13 protein-coding genes and 1 riboswitch are annotated in these 15,149 nt (G+C 55.2%); of the genes, 4 read left to right on the top strand and 9 right to left on the bottom strand.

The window, feature by feature from the left end; translation table 11 throughout:
- Positions 1-25: 25 nt before the first annotated feature.
- From parE to nudF, 5 genes are read right to left on the bottom strand one after another with little or no spacing between them, the layout of a single operon-like run.
- Positions 26-1,921 carry a DNA topoisomerase IV subunit B gene (gene parE, locus WFO64_RS11240; RefSeq protein WP_337011680.1) on the bottom strand — a complete coding sequence of 632 codons (1,896 nt, stop codon included), beginning with the start codon at positions 1,919-1,921 and terminating at the stop codon, positions 26-28.
- A gap of 49 nt (positions 1,922-1,970) precedes the next feature.
- Positions 1,971-2,552 (bottom strand): esterase YqiA, encoded by a 582-nt coding sequence (gene yqiA, locus WFO64_RS11235; RefSeq protein WP_337011678.1) that lies wholly within the window; start codon positions 2,550-2,552, stop codon positions 1,971-1,973.
- Positions 2,553-2,555: 3 nt separating this feature from the next.
- Complete coding sequence (gene cpdA / locus WFO64_RS11230; RefSeq protein ID WP_337011676.1) at positions 2,556-3,383, bottom strand: 3',5'-cyclic-AMP phosphodiesterase; 828 nt, start codon at positions 3,381-3,383, stop codon at positions 2,556-2,558.
- A 42-nt stretch (positions 3,384-3,425) separates the two neighbouring features.
- Entirely contained in the window at positions 3,426-3,851 is a 426-nt protein-coding gene (locus tag WFO64_RS11225) for a DUF1249 family protein (protein ID WP_337011674.1), read from the bottom strand.
- Positions 3,848-4,483 (bottom strand): ADP-ribose diphosphatase, encoded by a 636-nt coding sequence (gene nudF / locus WFO64_RS11220; RefSeq protein WP_337012060.1) that lies wholly within the window; start codon positions 4,481-4,483, stop codon positions 3,848-3,850. Before nudF ends, WFO64_RS11225 begins: the two co-directional genes overlap by 4 nt.
- Positions 4,484-4,696: 213 nt before the next feature.
- Between nudF and tolC the strand changes: the two genes are divergently transcribed.
- The 3 genes from tolC to WFO64_RS11205 all read left to right on the top strand — a co-directional run bounded on the left by tolC (position 4,697) and on the right by WFO64_RS11205 (position 8,145).
- Positions 4,697-6,163, top strand: coding sequence for an outer membrane channel protein TolC (gene tolC / locus WFO64_RS11215; RefSeq protein ID WP_337011672.1), 1,467 nt, complete (start codon positions 4,697-4,699; stop codon positions 6,161-6,163).
- Positions 6,164-6,305: 142 nt separating this feature from the next.
- Positions 6,306-6,977: a DUF1190 family protein gene (locus tag WFO64_RS11210; RefSeq protein WP_337011670.1), complete on the top strand. Its 672-nt coding sequence runs from the start codon at positions 6,306-6,308 to the stop codon at positions 6,975-6,977.
- A 7-nt stretch (positions 6,978-6,984) separates the two neighbouring features.
- Complete coding sequence (locus WFO64_RS11205; protein ID WP_337011667.1) at positions 6,985-8,145, top strand: glutathionylspermidine synthase family protein; 1,161 nt, start codon at positions 6,985-6,987, stop codon at positions 8,143-8,145.
- Between the two features lie 78 nt (positions 8,146-8,223).
- On the opposite strand, the gene ygiD is transcribed toward WFO64_RS11205, so the two are convergent.
- Complete coding sequence (gene ygiD / locus WFO64_RS11200; protein ID WP_337011665.1) at positions 8,224-9,009, bottom strand: 4,5-DOPA dioxygenase extradiol; 786 nt, start codon at positions 9,007-9,009, stop codon at positions 8,224-8,226.
- A gap of 235 nt (positions 9,010-9,244) precedes the next feature.
- Positions 9,245-9,901 carry a 3,4-dihydroxy-2-butanone-4-phosphate synthase gene (gene ribB / locus WFO64_RS11195; RefSeq protein ID WP_337011663.1) on the bottom strand — a complete coding sequence of 219 codons (657 nt, stop codon included), beginning with the start codon at positions 9,899-9,901 and terminating at the stop codon, positions 9,245-9,247.
- 109 nt (positions 9,902-10,010) lie between these two features.
- Positions 10,011-10,168: riboswitch (FMN riboswitch) on the bottom strand.
- 171 nt (positions 10,169-10,339) lie between these two features.
- Here ribB and ubiK point away from each other — a divergent pair.
- Positions 10,340-10,738 carry a ubiquinone biosynthesis accessory factor UbiK gene (ubiK, locus tag WFO64_RS11190; RefSeq protein ID WP_337011661.1) on the top strand — a complete coding sequence of 133 codons (399 nt, stop codon included), beginning with the start codon at positions 10,340-10,342 and terminating at the stop codon, positions 10,736-10,738.
- Between the two features lie 39 nt (positions 10,739-10,777).
- On the opposite strand, the gene hldE is transcribed toward ubiK, so the two are convergent.
- On the bottom strand, positions 10,778-12,202 hold the full coding sequence (hldE, locus tag WFO64_RS11185) for a bifunctional D-glycero-beta-D-manno-heptose-7-phosphate kinase/D-glycero-beta-D-manno-heptose 1-phosphate adenylyltransferase HldE (RefSeq protein ID WP_337011659.1): 1,425 nt from the start codon (positions 12,200-12,202) through the stop codon (positions 10,778-10,780).
- A 70-nt stretch (positions 12,203-12,272) separates the two neighbouring features.
- Complete coding sequence (glnE, locus tag WFO64_RS11180; protein ID WP_337011657.1) at positions 12,273-15,125, bottom strand: bifunctional [glutamate--ammonia ligase]-adenylyl-L-tyrosine phosphorylase/[glutamate--ammonia-ligase] adenylyltransferase; 2,853 nt, start codon at positions 15,123-15,125, stop codon at positions 12,273-12,275.
- Between the last annotated feature and the right edge of the window lie 24 nt (positions 15,126-15,149).

Below are 15,149 nucleotides of genomic sequence, written 5' to 3'. Positions count from 1 at the left end.
ACAGGACGCTTTCGCGTCCTGTTTTTTAGACTTCAATATCGGCCATATCGCCTTTTTCCTGCAACCAGTTACGCCGGTCTTCGGAACGTTTTTTCGCCAGCAGCATATCCATCATACGCAGCGTCTGATCGATATCCTCTTCGCTAATTGTCAGCTGTACCAGACGGCGGGTATTCGGATCCAGCGTCGTTTCGCGCAACTGCAGTGGGTTCATCTCACCCAGCCCTTTGAAGCGCTGAACGTTAGGTTTGCCCTTTTTACGTTTCAGCAGCTCCAGCACGCCCTCTTTCTCATCTTCATCGAGCGCGTAGTAGACTTCTTTACCGAGATCGATACGGTAAAGTGGCGGCATGGCGACGTAAACGTGCCCGTTTCTGACCAGTGAGCGGAAATGTTTAACGAACAGCGCACAGAGCAGCGTGGCGATGTGCAGACCATCGGAATCCGCATCCGCCAGAATGCAGATTTTGCCGTAGCGCAGCTGCGAAAGATCTTCGCTGTCGGGATCGATGCCGATCGCCACTGAAATATCATGCACTTCCTGCGACGCCAGCACCTCATCGGAAGAGACTTCCCAGGTATTCAGGATCTTGCCTTTAAGCGGCATGATCGCCTGATATTCACGATCGCGTGCCTGCTTGGCCGATCCGCCTGCCGAGTCCCCTTCAACCAGGAACAGTTCTGTTTTATTCAGATCCTGCGCGGTGCAGTCCGCCAGTTTGCCCGGCAGAGCCGGACCGCTGGTAAGCTTTTTACGTACCACTTTTTTGGCTGCCCGCATACGTCGCTGGGCGCTGGAGATCGCCAGCTCAGCCAGTTGTTCAGCTATCTGAATGTTCTGATTCAGCCACAGGCTAAAGGCATCTTTTACTACGCCAGAGACAAAGGCGGCGCACTGACGTGAAGAGAGACGCTCTTTCGTCTGCCCGGCGAACTGCGGATCCTGCATTTTCACCGACAGCACATAGGCGCAGCGATCCCAGATATCTTCCGCTGAGAGTTTTACGCCACGCGGCAGGATATTGCGGTATTCGCAGAACTCGCGCATCGCATCCAGCAGCCCCTGACGGAGACCGTTAACATGGGTACCGCCCTGCATGGTCGGGATCAGGTTAACGTAGCTTTCGGTTAATAACTCACCGCCTTCCGGCAGCCACAACAGCGCCCAATCAACCGCTTCCACATCACCGGCAAAGCTGCCGACAAACGGTTTTTCCGGTAGCGTCGGTAAGCCATTCACCGCTTCACACAGGTAGTCTGTCAAACCATCTTCGTAGCACCAGCGCTGTTCGGTGTTGTTAAGCTTGTCTTTAAAGACAATCTCAACGCCAGGACAGAGCACCGCTTTAGCTTTCAGCAGATGTGATAAGCGCGATACCGAAAAGCGCGGGCTGTCGAAGAAGCTTTCATCAGGCCAGAAATGAACGCGCGTGCCGGTGTTGCGTTTAGCAACCGTACCGGTGACGGTAAGATCCTGTACTTTGTCGCCATTTTCAAACGCCATGTCATAGATTTCGCCATTACGGCGCACCGTGACTTCGACGCGTTTTGACAGGGCGTTAACCACCGAAATACCGACGCCGTGCAGGCCGCCCGAGAACTGATAGTTTTTATTGGAGAACTTGCCGCCCGCATGCAGACGACACAGAATCAGCTCGACAGCAGGCACGCCCTCTTCCGGGTGAATATCCACCGGCATGCCGCGACCATCATCAATAACTTCCAGCGACTGGTCAGCGTGCAGAATCACTTCAACCCGCTTCGCGTGGCCACCCAGCGCCTCATCGACGCTGTTATCAATCACTTCCTGACCCAAATGGTTGGGCCGCGTCGTATCGGTGTACATCCCCGGGCGACGGCGAACAGGCTCAAGGCCAGTCAGGACCTCAATGGCATCCGCGTTATAGTTAGATTGACTCATCGTAAATGTCTGATTAGAAGGGTGAAATGGGGTGCGATTTCCGCATTACTCAGGGATGATTCAGACCAAGAAAGTCCAGAATCTGCGGGAAATGGCGCTCGAATCCAGTAAATGCATGATTTCCGCCCTCTTCTACCGTGTGACGGCACGCACTGTAATAGTCGAGCGCCTGTCGGTAATCGAGAACTTCATCGCCGGTCTGTTGCAGCAACCAGAGTAAATCGGGCGCTTCCAGCGGGTCAATCTGCATCACTTTGAGATCGTAAATGTGGCGAGACTCTAACACATATTGCTGGCCGGTGTAGGGATTCTGATTTTCGCCGAGAAAATCCGCCAGCAGCTCAAAAGGCCGCACTGCGGGATTGACGACCACGGCTGGCAGCATAAAGCATTGCGACAGCCAGGTTGCATAATAACCGCCCAGCGAAGAGCCTACCAGCCCCAGGATTTCGCCACTGCGGTTCAGTACCAAATCTTCCAGCATGGCTGCGGCATCGGCCGGAAAGGTCGGCAGCTGCGGCACGATCATTTCGATCTCCGGATGCTGCGTTTCTAACCATTGCCTGAACTGAGCCGCCTTCGCCGACTGCGGCGAGCTGTTAAAACCGTGCAGATAGAGCAATGCCGCCACGCGTCAGTATCCTTCTGAGTCTAAGTCGGGACGAAACGCGTCGGTGTCGAGCCGGTTAACTTCGGTCTCAAGGCCGCCATCCGGATGCAGAGTAAACCAGCGCCAGCCTGGGGCCACGGTGTCAATCGTAAAGCTGGTGCAGTGTGGTTTGAACTGTACGCAGGTTGAAGGCGTGGCCAGCACCCGGCGGCCATGCCACTCAAGATCTAACTCCTGATGAATATGACCACAGACCAGCGTGCGGGCTAACGGGTAATGCTGCAACACCGCATCGAGCTGATGGGAATTGCGCAGGCTGTGCTGATCGAGCCAGGTACAGCCCGAGGCCAGCGGATGGTGATGCAGCAGGACCAGTGTATGGCGTTGTGGATAGCGGGCCAGTGCATCATCGAGCCACTCCAGCTGATAGTCGCTCAGCATCCCATGCGGTACACCTGAGACCTGGCTGTCGAGCAACACAATCTGCCACTGCTCACCTACCAGCACCTGCTTGTGGGCATTGATGTGGGCTGCCGCCAGCGTGTCGACCATTGCAGGCTGAAAATCGTGATTACCGGGCAGCCAGACGCAGGGCCGCGGCAACCGTGAGATGCCCTCAGCAAAATGCTGATAGGCTTCGATAGAGTGATCCTGGGCGAGATCGCCGGTGGCGATAATCAGATCGTAGTCGCGATGTTGCGCAATAATCGCATCCAGCACCGCTTCATAGCTCGACCAGGTGTTAACCCCAAGTAGCGATTCATGTTTTCCCGCAAACAGGTGGGTATCCGTGATTTGCAAAATTCTGATTTCGGAACCGTTCGCTGCAGGAAGAGTTAGCAGGCTATCCAAAGCGTTTCCTTCGTCTCCACGCCATTTACTGCATTATACGCATCAGCAGACCGGAACTGCCATCGCGCCATGTGCCAGGCAGTAGCGCAACCAGTCTGCGAGAAACTGGTTTATCTGATGTTTTTCATCGCGCTGATGCAATTTTTTATTAGGATAATCATAGCGCGCTTTGAAACGATAGATCTGTTGAGTTGAACACACTTCGGCGACCATCGCATCGTGATAGAGCCGTACTAACATCGAGGGCAGGCTCCAGTAACTCACGGCAGGTGCGACCTGGCGGATCTCCACCAGCGTGGTGTAGCGTGTCGACTCCTGAATCGTCAGCTGATAACGGGCGCCACTCACCTGATAGATCACCGATTCTCCCGCCTCATCGTTGCGCGGCAGCAAGCGGCGTAACTGGGCGAAATTGGTTTCGCAGAGCCGCATCATTTCGGGAAAGTCAGGGGTATAACGCTGTTTCATTTTTGTATCCACTCTTCGCGTAGTTTTTCATAGTGCAACGCCAGCCATTGCAGGGCGATGACAGATGCCGCATTGTCGATTATCCCCTCTTCCACCCAGCGGTAAGCCTGTTCGCGGCTCACTACATGGACAAGAATATCCTCATTCTCTTCCTCCAGACCATGGCATCCCTCTGCCTGGCTGGCATCCACTTCCCCAATCAGCACCGACAAACGTTCGCTGGTGCCGCCAGGGCTGGCCAGATAGTTAAGCACGGGCTTAATCCGGCCGACTGCTAATCCTGCTTCTTCAACGGCTTCACGGCGCGCGACCTGCTCAACAGATTCACCAGGCTCGATAATGCCGGCGACCATCTCCAACAGCCAGGGCGAAGAACTGCTGTCATAAGCCGGGATGCGGATCTGTTCAATCAGCACCACTTCATCACGTAAGGGATCATAAGGTAGCAGCACAGCGGCATGTCCGCGCTCAAAAACTTCGCGCTGCACTTCCCCACTCATTTCGCCATTAAACTGGCGGTGGCGGAAACGGTAACGTACAACGGAAAAAAAACCATCGTAGACGGTTTCGCGTGCAATAATTTCTACATCGTTTTTTGTGAAAGTCACAGGGGATTTTTTTTCTTCCGGCATCATCGGGTTCCTTGTGCAGATTGAGGTGGAGCGAAAAAAGCCTGTAACCGTGCTCCGTGTAAGTAGTTCTTTCTGAATTATTTACGTAAATTAGGGGGAGAAGGCACGTTCAGCCAACTTATCTCACAGTTGCCCTCTGCTAGAATCGGCGATAATTTTTTGGCTTACCCGGCAGCGCAAACACTGCAATTTGCTGCAACAAAAGGAATGCAAATGAAAAAACTGCTCCCATTTTTTATTGGGCTGAGCCTGGGCGGTTTCAGCTTCGCCAGCCAGGCCGAAGACCTGCTTCAGGTTTACCAGCAAGCACGTCTGAGCAACCCGGACCTGCGCAGCGCCGCTGCCGATCGCGATTCTGCCTTTGAGAAAATCAACGAAGCGCGCAGCCCATTATTACCCCAGCTCGGCCTGGGTGCAGACTACACCTACAACAACGGCTATCGCGACAGTAGTGGTATCCATTCCAACACGACCAGCGGCTCGCTGCAATTAACCCAGACTATTTTCGACATGTCGAAATGGCGCGCGCTGACCCTGCAGGAAAAAGCAGCCGGTATTCAGGATGTGACCTATCAGGTGGCACAGCAGGATCTGATTCTGAACACCGCGACCGCCTACTTCAACGTGCTGAAAGCGATTGATACTCTTTCTTACACCGAAGCGCAGAAACAGTCGATCTATCGTGAGCTGGATCAAACCACTCAGCGCTTTAACGTTGGCCTGGTTGCCATCACTGATGTACAGAACGCCCGTGCGCAATATGACAGCGTGCTGGCTAACGAAGTGACCGCGCGTAATAACCTCGATAACAACGTGGAAACGTTACGTCAGATAACCGGCATGGACTACATGTCGCTGGCTTCCCTGAGCATTGACCGCTTCAGAACCGATAAGCCAGAAGCAGTCAGCGCTCTGCTTAAGCAGGCGGAAAGCCGTAACCTGTCGTTACTCTCTTCGCGTCTGAACCAGGATTTAGCCCGTGAGCAGATTCGCTCCGCCGAAGCCGGACACATGCCGACGCTGGGTCTGACCGCCTCGACCGGCATGTCAAACAGCAAATATGGCGGCAGCCGTGCCAACCAGAGCACAAGCTCTACAGACTCGATTACCGGTTCTAACCAGGTAGGTCTGAGCTTCTCACTGCCTCTCTATAGCGGTGGCAGCGTGACATCTCAGGTGAAACAGGCGCAGTACAACTTTGTCAGTGCCAGTGAAGCGCTGGAGAGCGCACATCGCTCTGCGGTTCAGACCGTGCGCTCATCGTTCAACAATGTGAATGCGTCTATCAGTAGCATCAACGCCTACAAACAGGCGGTGGTCTCTGCGCAAAGCTCTCTGGATGCGTCGGAAGCGGGCTATCAGGTCGGTACGCGCACCATCGTTGATGTGCTGGATGCGACTACCGTGCTCTACAATGCTAAGCAGCAGCTCTCTGATGCACGTTATAGCTACCTGATTAACCAGCTAAATATTAGCTATGCGTTGGGTACGCTCAATGAGCAGAGCCTGCAGAAACTGAATAGCCAGCTGGGTAAAGAGATCCCGACATCACCGGAAACAGTGGCACCGGAAAATGCGCAGCAGACCGCACGGGTGGATAGCGGTCCGGTGGCAACCGGCTCTTCTGCGTCAGCGCGTCCTGCGGCTCGCCACAGTAGCGGTAATCCTTTCGGTAATTAATCAGTGGACGGGCTGCTTTGCGGCCCGTCTCTCTGTCGAACGTATAACTAAGTAAAGATCCCTGTTGTATCAAGCCTCCAGCTTCAATTTTACCCCCCCATCCCCTATTCTATGCGCTACCTTTGGGCACAGGATAATCATAATGAAACGCACAAAATCTATTCGCTATGCCGCTTTTCGCAAGAGCTGGCAGGCACGCCATTTAACGCCCGTTGCTATCGCCGTTTCGGCGGTATTTATGCTGGCTGGCTGCGAACAGAACGATGAAACTGTTTCGATGTACCAGAACGCGGATGACTGTTCGAAAGCTAATCCGGGCCAGAGTGCGCAATGCACGACCGCATTCAATGAGGCCAAAAAAGAAGCGGAACGCACCGCGCCAAAATATGCCACGCGTGAAGATTGTGTCGCTGAATTTGGCGAAAACCAGTGTCAGCAGACACCGGCTCAGGCTGGCGTGGGCACCACCAATGCGGAATCACAGCAGGGTGGCGGCAGCTTCTGGATGCCACTGATGGCAGGTTACATGATGGGCCGTATGATGGGCGGTGGCTCGGGCTTTGCACAGCAACCGTTATTCTCGCCAAAAAATGCCCGCAGCCCGGCCAACGGCCAGTTTGTTGATGCATCAGGCCGTAACTATGGCGCTGCCACCGCAGGCAAAACCATGACCGTGCCGAAAACAGCGCTGGCACCAAAACCGGCGACCACCTCGACCATTACCCGTGGTGGCTTTGGTGAAACCGTCGCGAAGCAGAACAGCATGCAGCGTAGCAGCGCTAGCAGCACTTCCAGCCGCTCAATGGGAGGCTAATGCCCCGATGGAACGCATTGCCATTTCAGAACGCCCAGGCTGGCGCGAAAAAGCCATCGAGTTCGGTTTCCGTTTTCACACCATGCATGGCGAACCCTACTGGTGTGAAGATGCTTATTACCAGTTCACGCTGGCTCAAATCGAGCATATTGAAGATGTGACCGCTGAGTTGCATCAGATGTGTCTGCAGGTAGTGGAAAAAGTGGTAAACAGCGAAGTGCTGCTGACCAAATTCCGCATTCCCAAACATACCTGGGATTTCGTGCGCGATTCATGGCATCAGCGTCAGCCGTCGCTTTACTCACGCCTCGACCTCGCCTGGGATGGTAAAAGCGATATCAAGCTACTGGAGAATAATGCCGATACGCCGACCTCGCTGTATGAAGCGGCGTTTTTCCAGTGGCTCTGGCTGGAAGACCAGCTCAACGCTGGTCAGCTACCCGCGGGCAGCGATCAGTTTAATAGCCTGCAGGAAAAGCTGATTCAACGCTTTGCCGCGTTACATCAGCAGCACGGCTTTAACTGGCTGCATTTTGCCTGCTGCCGCGACACCGACGAAGATCGCGGCACCGTGCAATATCTTCAGGATTGCGCCACAGAAGCAGGTCTGCCGAGTGAATTTCTCTATATTGATGAGATTGGCTTGGGCGAAAAAGGGGAATTTACTGACGCCCAGGATCAGGTGATTAGCAACCTGTTTAAGCTCTATCCGTGGGAATTCATGCTGCGTGAGATGTTCTCCACCAAGCTGGGCGATGCTGGCGTGCGTTGGCTGGAACCAGCATGGAAAAGCATCATCTCGAACAAAGCCTTGCTGCCGCTGCTGTGGGAGATGTTCCCGAATCACCCGAACCTGCTGCCCGCATGGTTTGCAGAAGATGACGTTCCGCACATGGACAAATATGTGGTTAAGCCACTGTTTTCGCGTGAAGGCGCTAACATCCGCATCGTGGAAAATGGTCAGGAGATCGCCCGCGTCGATGGGCCGTACGGCGAAGAGGGAATGATCGTCCAGCAGTTCCATCCGCTGCCCAAATTTGGCGACAGCTATACGCTGATCGGTAGCTGGCTGATTGACGATCAACCGGCCGGTATCGGCCTGCGTGAAGATCGCGACCTGATCACCCAGGATCTCTCTCGCTTCTATCCACACGCTTTTATAGGTTAACGCACCGCAGTTTTCATTGGCTGACACGTCGTGATAATAACAGGCCAGCTTCTGGCCTGTTTTCTCTTATTTTCTTTCCTAACCTACCTGAACCGACAACATGCTGATGGCCCCCATCTCCATGCCCTCAACCGGAAAGCTGATGGCGTCATCCGGCTGACGTGCGCCAAGTACATACAACAGCGGCAGATAGTGCTCAGGCGTCGGGTTAGAGAGCGCCGCACCGGGATGCGCCATAAAGTTGACTAGCGCATGAGAAGCGGCATCGCTCTTAACCACCAGGTTATCGCGGACGAACTGTTCAAAACTGCTTGCCCAGGGATAGACTTCGTTGCTGCCATCCCAGCGCACTTTACGCAGGTTATGTACCACATTGCCGCTGGCGACAATCATCACGCCCTGATCGCGCAGTGCAGCCAGTTTCTGACCCATCTCAAAGTGCCATGATGCAGGCCTGGTGCTATCAATGCTTAGCTGCACCACAGGGATATCGGCCTCTGGATACATCTTAATTAAGACGCCCCAGGAACCATGATCCAACCCCCATTCGTGATCCAGCTTCACCGCAACGGGCGCTAACTGCTCCACCAGCTGCTGAGCCAGTTCAGGCGATCCTGGTGCCGGATAGCGCGTATCAAACAGCGCCTGCGGAAAGCCACCAAAATCATGAATAGTTTTAGGATGTGCCATTGCCGTCACGGCAGTGCCGCGCGTATACCAGTGCGCGGAAACCGCAATAATCGCGCGTGGACGTGGCAGAGTGTCGCCTGCGTGACGCCACGCTGCGGTATAACGGTTCTCTTCAAGGACATTCATCGGGCTGCCGTGACCCAAAAACAGCGCTGGCATTCGTAACTGGCTCATTTGTGATCCCCGTTATCGGTTATTTGTTAGCCACTACGATACGCGCATTCGCCGCTTTATCACGCTGATAACCATGATGGTGATCATCAGCAAATTTGAATGAGATTTAAAATGGCAGGTCTGACATAGTTTTCAGCATCAAGGAGAGAGGGAAAATCAGAGGTCAGGCCGCGCCATCGCCGTACGGCAGAAAGAAAACAGGCCCAATACAGGCCTGTTTATCGCGGTAGACAGATTAGCTCGCGTGGCGCGTCTCGTGTTCGCGACGCCAGGCAATCAGATCTTCGATGGTTACGACCGGCATATTGTGCTGACGGGCGAACGCAATCGCTTCAGGCGCATGGGCCATCGTGCCGTCGTCGTTGGTCAGTTCGCACAGCACACCTGCGGGTTTAAAGCCTGCCAGCGTCACTAAATCGAGGGTCGCTTCCGTATGCCCGCCACGGGTCAATACACCGCCTTCGCTGGCACGCAATGGGAAAACATGACCAGGACGGTGCAGATCGGCAGGCTTAGCATTGTCGGCAATGGCGGCGCGGATAGTGGTGATACGGTCCTGTGCGGAGACGCCAGTTGTGACGCCTTCTGCGGCCTCAATAGTCACAGTGAAGCCGGTGCCAAAAGAGCTGGTGTTATTTTCCACCATCATGGGCAGATCGAGTTGCTGACGACGGGCTTCGGTCAGGCACAGGCAGACGATGCCACTGCCGTGACGAATAGTTAGTGCCATCTGTTCAACGGTCATGGTTTCTGCGGCGAAGATCATATCGCCTTCGTTTTCACGATTTTCATCGTCGAGTACCATCACACCGCGTCCCTTACGCAGGGCGGCGATAGCACGTTCTACACGCTGTTCAGGCGTGCCAAATTCAGAAAGTAGCGTCTGATTCATGGTAATAAAAACCTTAAAATGTATGGGTTACCAGAATCAGGGCGTGCTTAGGAGTGACGTCAAAAAGACGTGGCATGACGTGAAGCAGACACAATTGTCCGACAGATGTCGTTACCCTCTCCCATCCGGACTGTAACCGTCGGCCCCGGAATTACACCGGATCTGCTGACCTTTACCTCTCTTTTCATCAAGATAAAGCGCTCGCGGGCTTTCAGCCGAAACTGATTTACCGCCGGTGGGGAATTGCGCCCCGCCCTGAGAATAAGCCGCTCAACTATAACGCCGATCGTTTGAGGCGGCAATCATCAATAGCGCAATTGCTTTTGCATTTCCTGCGTTACCGATTTGAGGTTTATCCTTTTCATTTCTGGCATTACACTTAACTCTTATTACGTTGGTAAACACGCTGACACAGCTCCCCGTAACCAGGAAATCATCATGATCGACACGAAAAAAATTGAAAAACTTGCCCGTCAGGTTCACGAAGCGATGCCTAAAGGCGTTCGTGAGTTTGGTGATGATGTCGAAAAGAAAATTCGTCAGGTTCTTCAGGCACAGCTGACCCGGATGGATCTGGTCAACCGTGAAGAGTTTGATGTGCAAACGCAGGTATTACTGCGTACACGGGAGAAACTGGCGGCGCTGGAGCAGCGCCTGGCCCAGCTGGAAAGTCAGGGTTCATCAGCCGGTACGCCACCAACTGCAACTGCCCCGGTCACAACAGCAACGCCAACTTCCGCGATCACCCCACCCTCAGCAGTAGCGACCTCGCCAGCCGCTTCACCGTCACCGGTTGCAGACGGGGTGAAACCTGTTGTGGACCACAAGCCAGAATAAGCGTTTTAGCGGGAGCCCGGCTCCCGCTTACTCTCCGCTTTAGCTGCCGCGAATGGTTTTGATAATGTTGGTGGTAGAGATACCCTCTTCGAAGTTCAGCACCTTTACGTCACCGCCATTTGCCCACACTTCTTTACTGCCTGCAATATCTTCCGGTTTGTAATCGCCACCTTTGACCAGCAGGTCAGGCAGAATGCCCGCAATCAGACGCTGCGGCGTATCCTCTTCAAATACCACCACCCAGTCGACCGCTTCAAGCGCGCCGAGCACGATCATCCGGTTTTCCTGCGGATTCACCGGACGGCTTTCACCTTTCAGACGCTTAGTAGACGCATCGCTGTTCACCGCGACGATCAGGCGATCGCCGAGCTTACGGGCGTTGGCCAGATAAGAGACATGTCCTGCATGCAGAATGTCGAACACGCCGTTAGTCATCACCACTTTTTCGCCACGACGGCGGGCCATCTCAACGGCGGCTTTTAACTGCGCTTCCGTCATGATGCCGAAACCCTGTTCCGGGCGAGCGTGAATCGCATTTTCCAGCTCCACCGTGCTGACAGTTGAGGTACCCAATTTACCCACCACCACGCCAGCCGCAGCGTTGGCAAGGAAACAAGCTTCCTCAAGCGAATCACCCGCGGCTAAAGCCGCGGCCAGCACGCCAATAACCGTATCGCCTGCACCCGTTACGTCATAGACTTCCTGTGCCTGAGTCGGCAGATGCAGAGGCGCTTTACCCGGCTGCAGCAGCGTCATGCCATTTTCTGAACGGGTCACCAGCAGTGCGGAAAGATCAAAATCCGTGATCAGCTGCATGCCGCGCGACACAATCTCCTCTTCGTTTTTGCATTTGCCGACCACGGCTTCAAATTCAGAGAGGTTCGGCGTCAGCAGCGTCGCACCACGGTAGCGCACAAAATCGGTGCCCTTCGGGTCGATTAATACCGGCACGCCAGCTTCGCGCGCCAGGGTAATCATAGTTTGCACGCTGCACAGCGCGCCTTTGGCATAATCGGACAGCACCAGCGCACCCGTTGCGGCCAGAGACTCACGCATTTTCTGGTGAATCGGCTCCGGATCAACCTGATCAAAGCCCTCTTCAAAATCGAGTCGGATCAGCTGCTGATTGCGGGAAAGCACGCGCAGCTTGGTAATGGTCGGATGGCTTTTAACCGCCACGAAGTCACAATGAACGTTGACGTCTTTCAGTGTGTTACTCAATACACGCGCCGCATCATCTTCACCGGTCAAGCCGATCAATCGCGACACGGCACCGAGTGCTGCAATGTTCATCGCCACGTTTGCCGCGCCGCCAGGACGCTCTTCAACCGTGTCCACTTTCACCACCGGAACCGGTGCTTCAGGAGAGATACGGCTGGTTGGGCCATACCAGTAACGATCCAACATTACATCGCCAACAACCAGCACTGAGGCTTGGCCGAACGCGGGCAGAGTCACTTTCATTCCAGACACTCCAGACTGCATTAAAAATAGTGCGCGGATAATAGCACAGTTGCGATTTGTGCTATCAGCATCACGCCAGGATAGACGCAGGCGCTATCAGCCAGCGTTGCCAGCTGTTCAGAACTGTCTGCCGCTCTGCTGCGTACGCCTCTGGCTCAACGTGACCAGGCAGCTCCTGCAGCGCGCGATGGTGCAATGCGTCACGCAACGTCACATAAGCCTGCGTCAGAACCTGTGCTTCATCGGCGGGCATTTTATGGTACTTCGCCATCAGCTCAAAAATGCGCACATTGTCAGACCAGCGCGTCAGTTCAGGCTGCTCAGCCGCGTAGCATAAGACAAGATATTGGGCGATGAATTCAATATCGGTGATGCCGCCCGCGTCGGTTTTGATATCCCAGCGACCTTTATGTTTGTTGCTGAGGTGAGCACGCATTTTTTCACGCATCTCACGCACTTCGGTTTGCAGCATTGTCGCTGTCCGTGGTAGCGACAGAATCGCCTGACGAATGACGTTGAAACGCTCACCGAGTACCGCCTCGCCAAACACCACGCGTGCCCGGACCAGCGCCTGATGCTCCCAGGTCCAGGCCTCACTACGCTGATACTCTTCGAAAGCCCCAAACGTACTGACCAGCATGCCCGCCGCGCCGGATGGACGGAGCCGCGCATCTACTTCGTAGAGAATGCCGGAGGAGGTACGGGTACTGAAGAGGTGCATGATGCGCTGGGCGAGGCGCAGATAGAACTGACGGCCATCGATACTGCGCTCCCCTTCTGTCACCGCGTCTGCCGGGCAGTCATGCAGAAAGACCAGATCGAGGTCGGAACTGTAACCCAGCTCCCAGCCCCCCAGTTTGCCGTAGCCCAGCACCGCAAACCCGCGTTCATGTTCATTACTCAGATGTGAAGGGCGACCGTAGCGTTGCACCATCATATTCCATGCCTGCCGCACCACGGATTCGATAATCGCCTCAGCCAGCCAGGTGAGATGGTCGCTGACTTTCATCACCGGCAACGTGCCGGCAATGTCGGCGGCAGCAATACGCAGATGCTGTGCCTGCTTAAACTGCCGCACCGCTTCCAACTGCTGTTCTTCATCTTCGGTGGGGATGCGCAGCAGATACTGCCGCAGCTCATCGCGATAGGCATCGGTAGCGGTCGGCTGATAGAGCGTGGCGGGATCGAGCAGTTCATCCAGCAATAATGGGTGACGCGCCAGCTGGCTGGCCACCATCGGTGAGGCGGCGCACAGGCGAATCAGGTGACGGAGCGCACCGTGATATTCGGTCAACAGCTCCAGATAAGTACTGCGGGTCAGCACGCCGAGCAATAGCGGCGTCAGGCGGCTGAGCGTCACAGCCGCATCTTCACGCGGGCAGACTTCGCTGAGCAGACGCGGCATCAGCTGATCCAGCGCCTGGCGACCACGCGGGCCGATGGTGCGCCGATTGATATCCTGACGAAATGCCTCCAGCGTCTGATGCAGCGTAAGCCGCTGATCGTCGCTGAGCTGCGGCACCAGTGGGGCCAGCTCGCTCTCCTCCAGCTGGTCATGCCACAGCACCTGAAACTCCGCCAGCTCACGCTGATCGCCAATTTCCGGAGTATCTTCGCCAATCAACTCGTCAAAGATGGCCCGCACTGCCGCCATCTGGCTGTCGAGCCGGGTCATCAGGGAAGTCCAGTCGGCACAATTCATCGCCCATGCCAGCCGGGCGCGATGCAGCGCATCCTCTGGCAGAGTCTGGGTCTGCTCGTCGCCCAGGCTTTGCAGCAGATTTTCCAGCCGCCGCAGGAACAGGTAGGCTTCACGCAGTGCATCGGCCTGCTCATTAGGCAACAGGGACAGGGTTTTGATCGCCTCCAGCGTTGGCAGTAATGCACGCAGCTGCAACGAGCGTTCACGCCCGCCGCGAATCAGCTGGAACACCTGCACGATAAATTCCGTTTCACGGATGCCGCCCGCGCCCAGCTTGATATTGTTTTTCAGCCCGCGTCGCCGGACTTCGCGGCTGATCATCCCTTTCATATTACGTAGCGACTGGATCACGCTGAAGTCAATGTAACGCCGGTAAACGAATGGCCTTAGCATCTGCTGCAGCTCCAGGCTCCAGCGATCGTGGTCATCGCCCATCAGCCGCGCCTTGACCATGGCGTAACGTTCCCAGTCGCGCCCCTGCTCCTGGTAATAATCTTCAAGCGCGGCAAAACTCATTACCAGCGGGCCGCTGTCTCCAAACGGGCGCAGCCGCATATCTACCCGATAGACAAAGCCATCCATGGTTGGTTGATCCAGCACCTTGATTAGCCGCTGGCCCATGCGAGTAAAGAATTGAGCGTTGTCGAGCTGACGCCGTCCGCCTCGCGTGGTGCCGTTTTCTGGCCAGGCAAAAATCAGGTCGATATCAGAAGAAAAATTGAGTTCGCCGCCGCCCAACTTGCCCATGCCCAGAATCAGCATCGGCTGCGCATCGCCGTCCACATTACAGGGTGTGCCAAAATCGCGACAGCAATCGTGATAAACCCAGTCACGCGCCCGGCTAATCTGAACCTCGGCTAATACACTGAGCTGCTGCAGGCTCTGTTCGGTCGTGGCGTGTTGCAGAGCCTGCATCCAGGCGATACGCACCAGCATACGGCGGCGAAACAGCCGCAGTTCGCGCATCAGGCTTGCTTCACTGTCGACCACGTTCAGCGCCTGATTCAGCCACGCAGAATAGTGTTGCCACTCATCAGGCTGTGGCGGCTGGTCGAGCATCGTCTGCCACCAGTCGGGATGTTGTTGCAGGTTTTCCAGCACAAAATCGCTGAAAGCCAGCCCGGCGGTCTGCTCCGCGCTGAGCGAAGCCAGCGGAACGCCAAGCTGTCGGGCGGCCTGGTCGGCCTGGTCGCGAAGCAACGCGGGAAGTGGTGACAACATAAATCCCTCCTTGATAGCATGACG

Origin of the sequence: Pantoea sp. AS142 (genome assembly GCF_037152305.1) — a bacterium.
Classification (GTDB): domain Bacteria; phylum Pseudomonadota; class Gammaproteobacteria; order Enterobacterales; family Enterobacteriaceae; genus Pantoea.
Note: the sequence above shows the minus strand (reverse complement) of the source record. Positions and strands in the feature narration are given on the sequence as shown.

Coding starts and splice junctions, on each gene's coding strand:
- ubiK (WP_337011661.1), top strand. CDS start 10,340: ATGATCGACACGAAAAAAATTGAAAAACTTGCCCGTCAGGTTCACGAA.
- WFO64_RS11210 (WP_337011670.1), top strand. CDS start 6,306: ATGAAACGCACAAAATCTATTCGCTATGCCGCTTTTCGCAAGAGCTGG.
- nudF (WP_337012060.1), bottom strand. CDS start 4,483: ATGCCGGAAGAAAAAAAATCCCCTGTGACTTTCACAAAAAACGATGTA.
- tolC (WP_337011672.1), top strand. CDS start 4,697: ATGAAAAAACTGCTCCCATTTTTTATTGGGCTGAGCCTGGGCGGTTTC.
- ribB (WP_337011663.1), bottom strand. CDS start 9,901: ATGAATCAGACGCTACTTTCTGAATTTGGCACGCCTGAACAGCGTGTA.
- ygiD (WP_337011665.1), bottom strand. CDS start 9,009: ATGAGCCAGTTACGAATGCCAGCGCTGTTTTTGGGTCACGGCAGCCCG.
- hldE (WP_337011659.1), bottom strand. CDS start 12,202: ATGAAAGTGACTCTGCCCGCGTTCGGCCAAGCCTCAGTGCTGGTTGTT.
- WFO64_RS11205 (WP_337011667.1), top strand. CDS start 6,985: ATGGAACGCATTGCCATTTCAGAACGCCCAGGCTGGCGCGAAAAAGCC.
- WFO64_RS11225 (WP_337011674.1), bottom strand. CDS start 3,851: ATGAAACAGCGTTATACCCCTGACTTTCCCGAAATGATGCGGCTCTGC.
- glnE (WP_337011657.1), bottom strand. CDS start 15,125: ATGTTGTCACCACTTCCCGCGTTGCTTCGCGACCAGGCCGACCAGGCC.
- parE (WP_337011680.1), bottom strand. CDS start 1,921: ATGAGTCAATCTAACTATAACGCGGATGCCATTGAGGTCCTGACTGGC.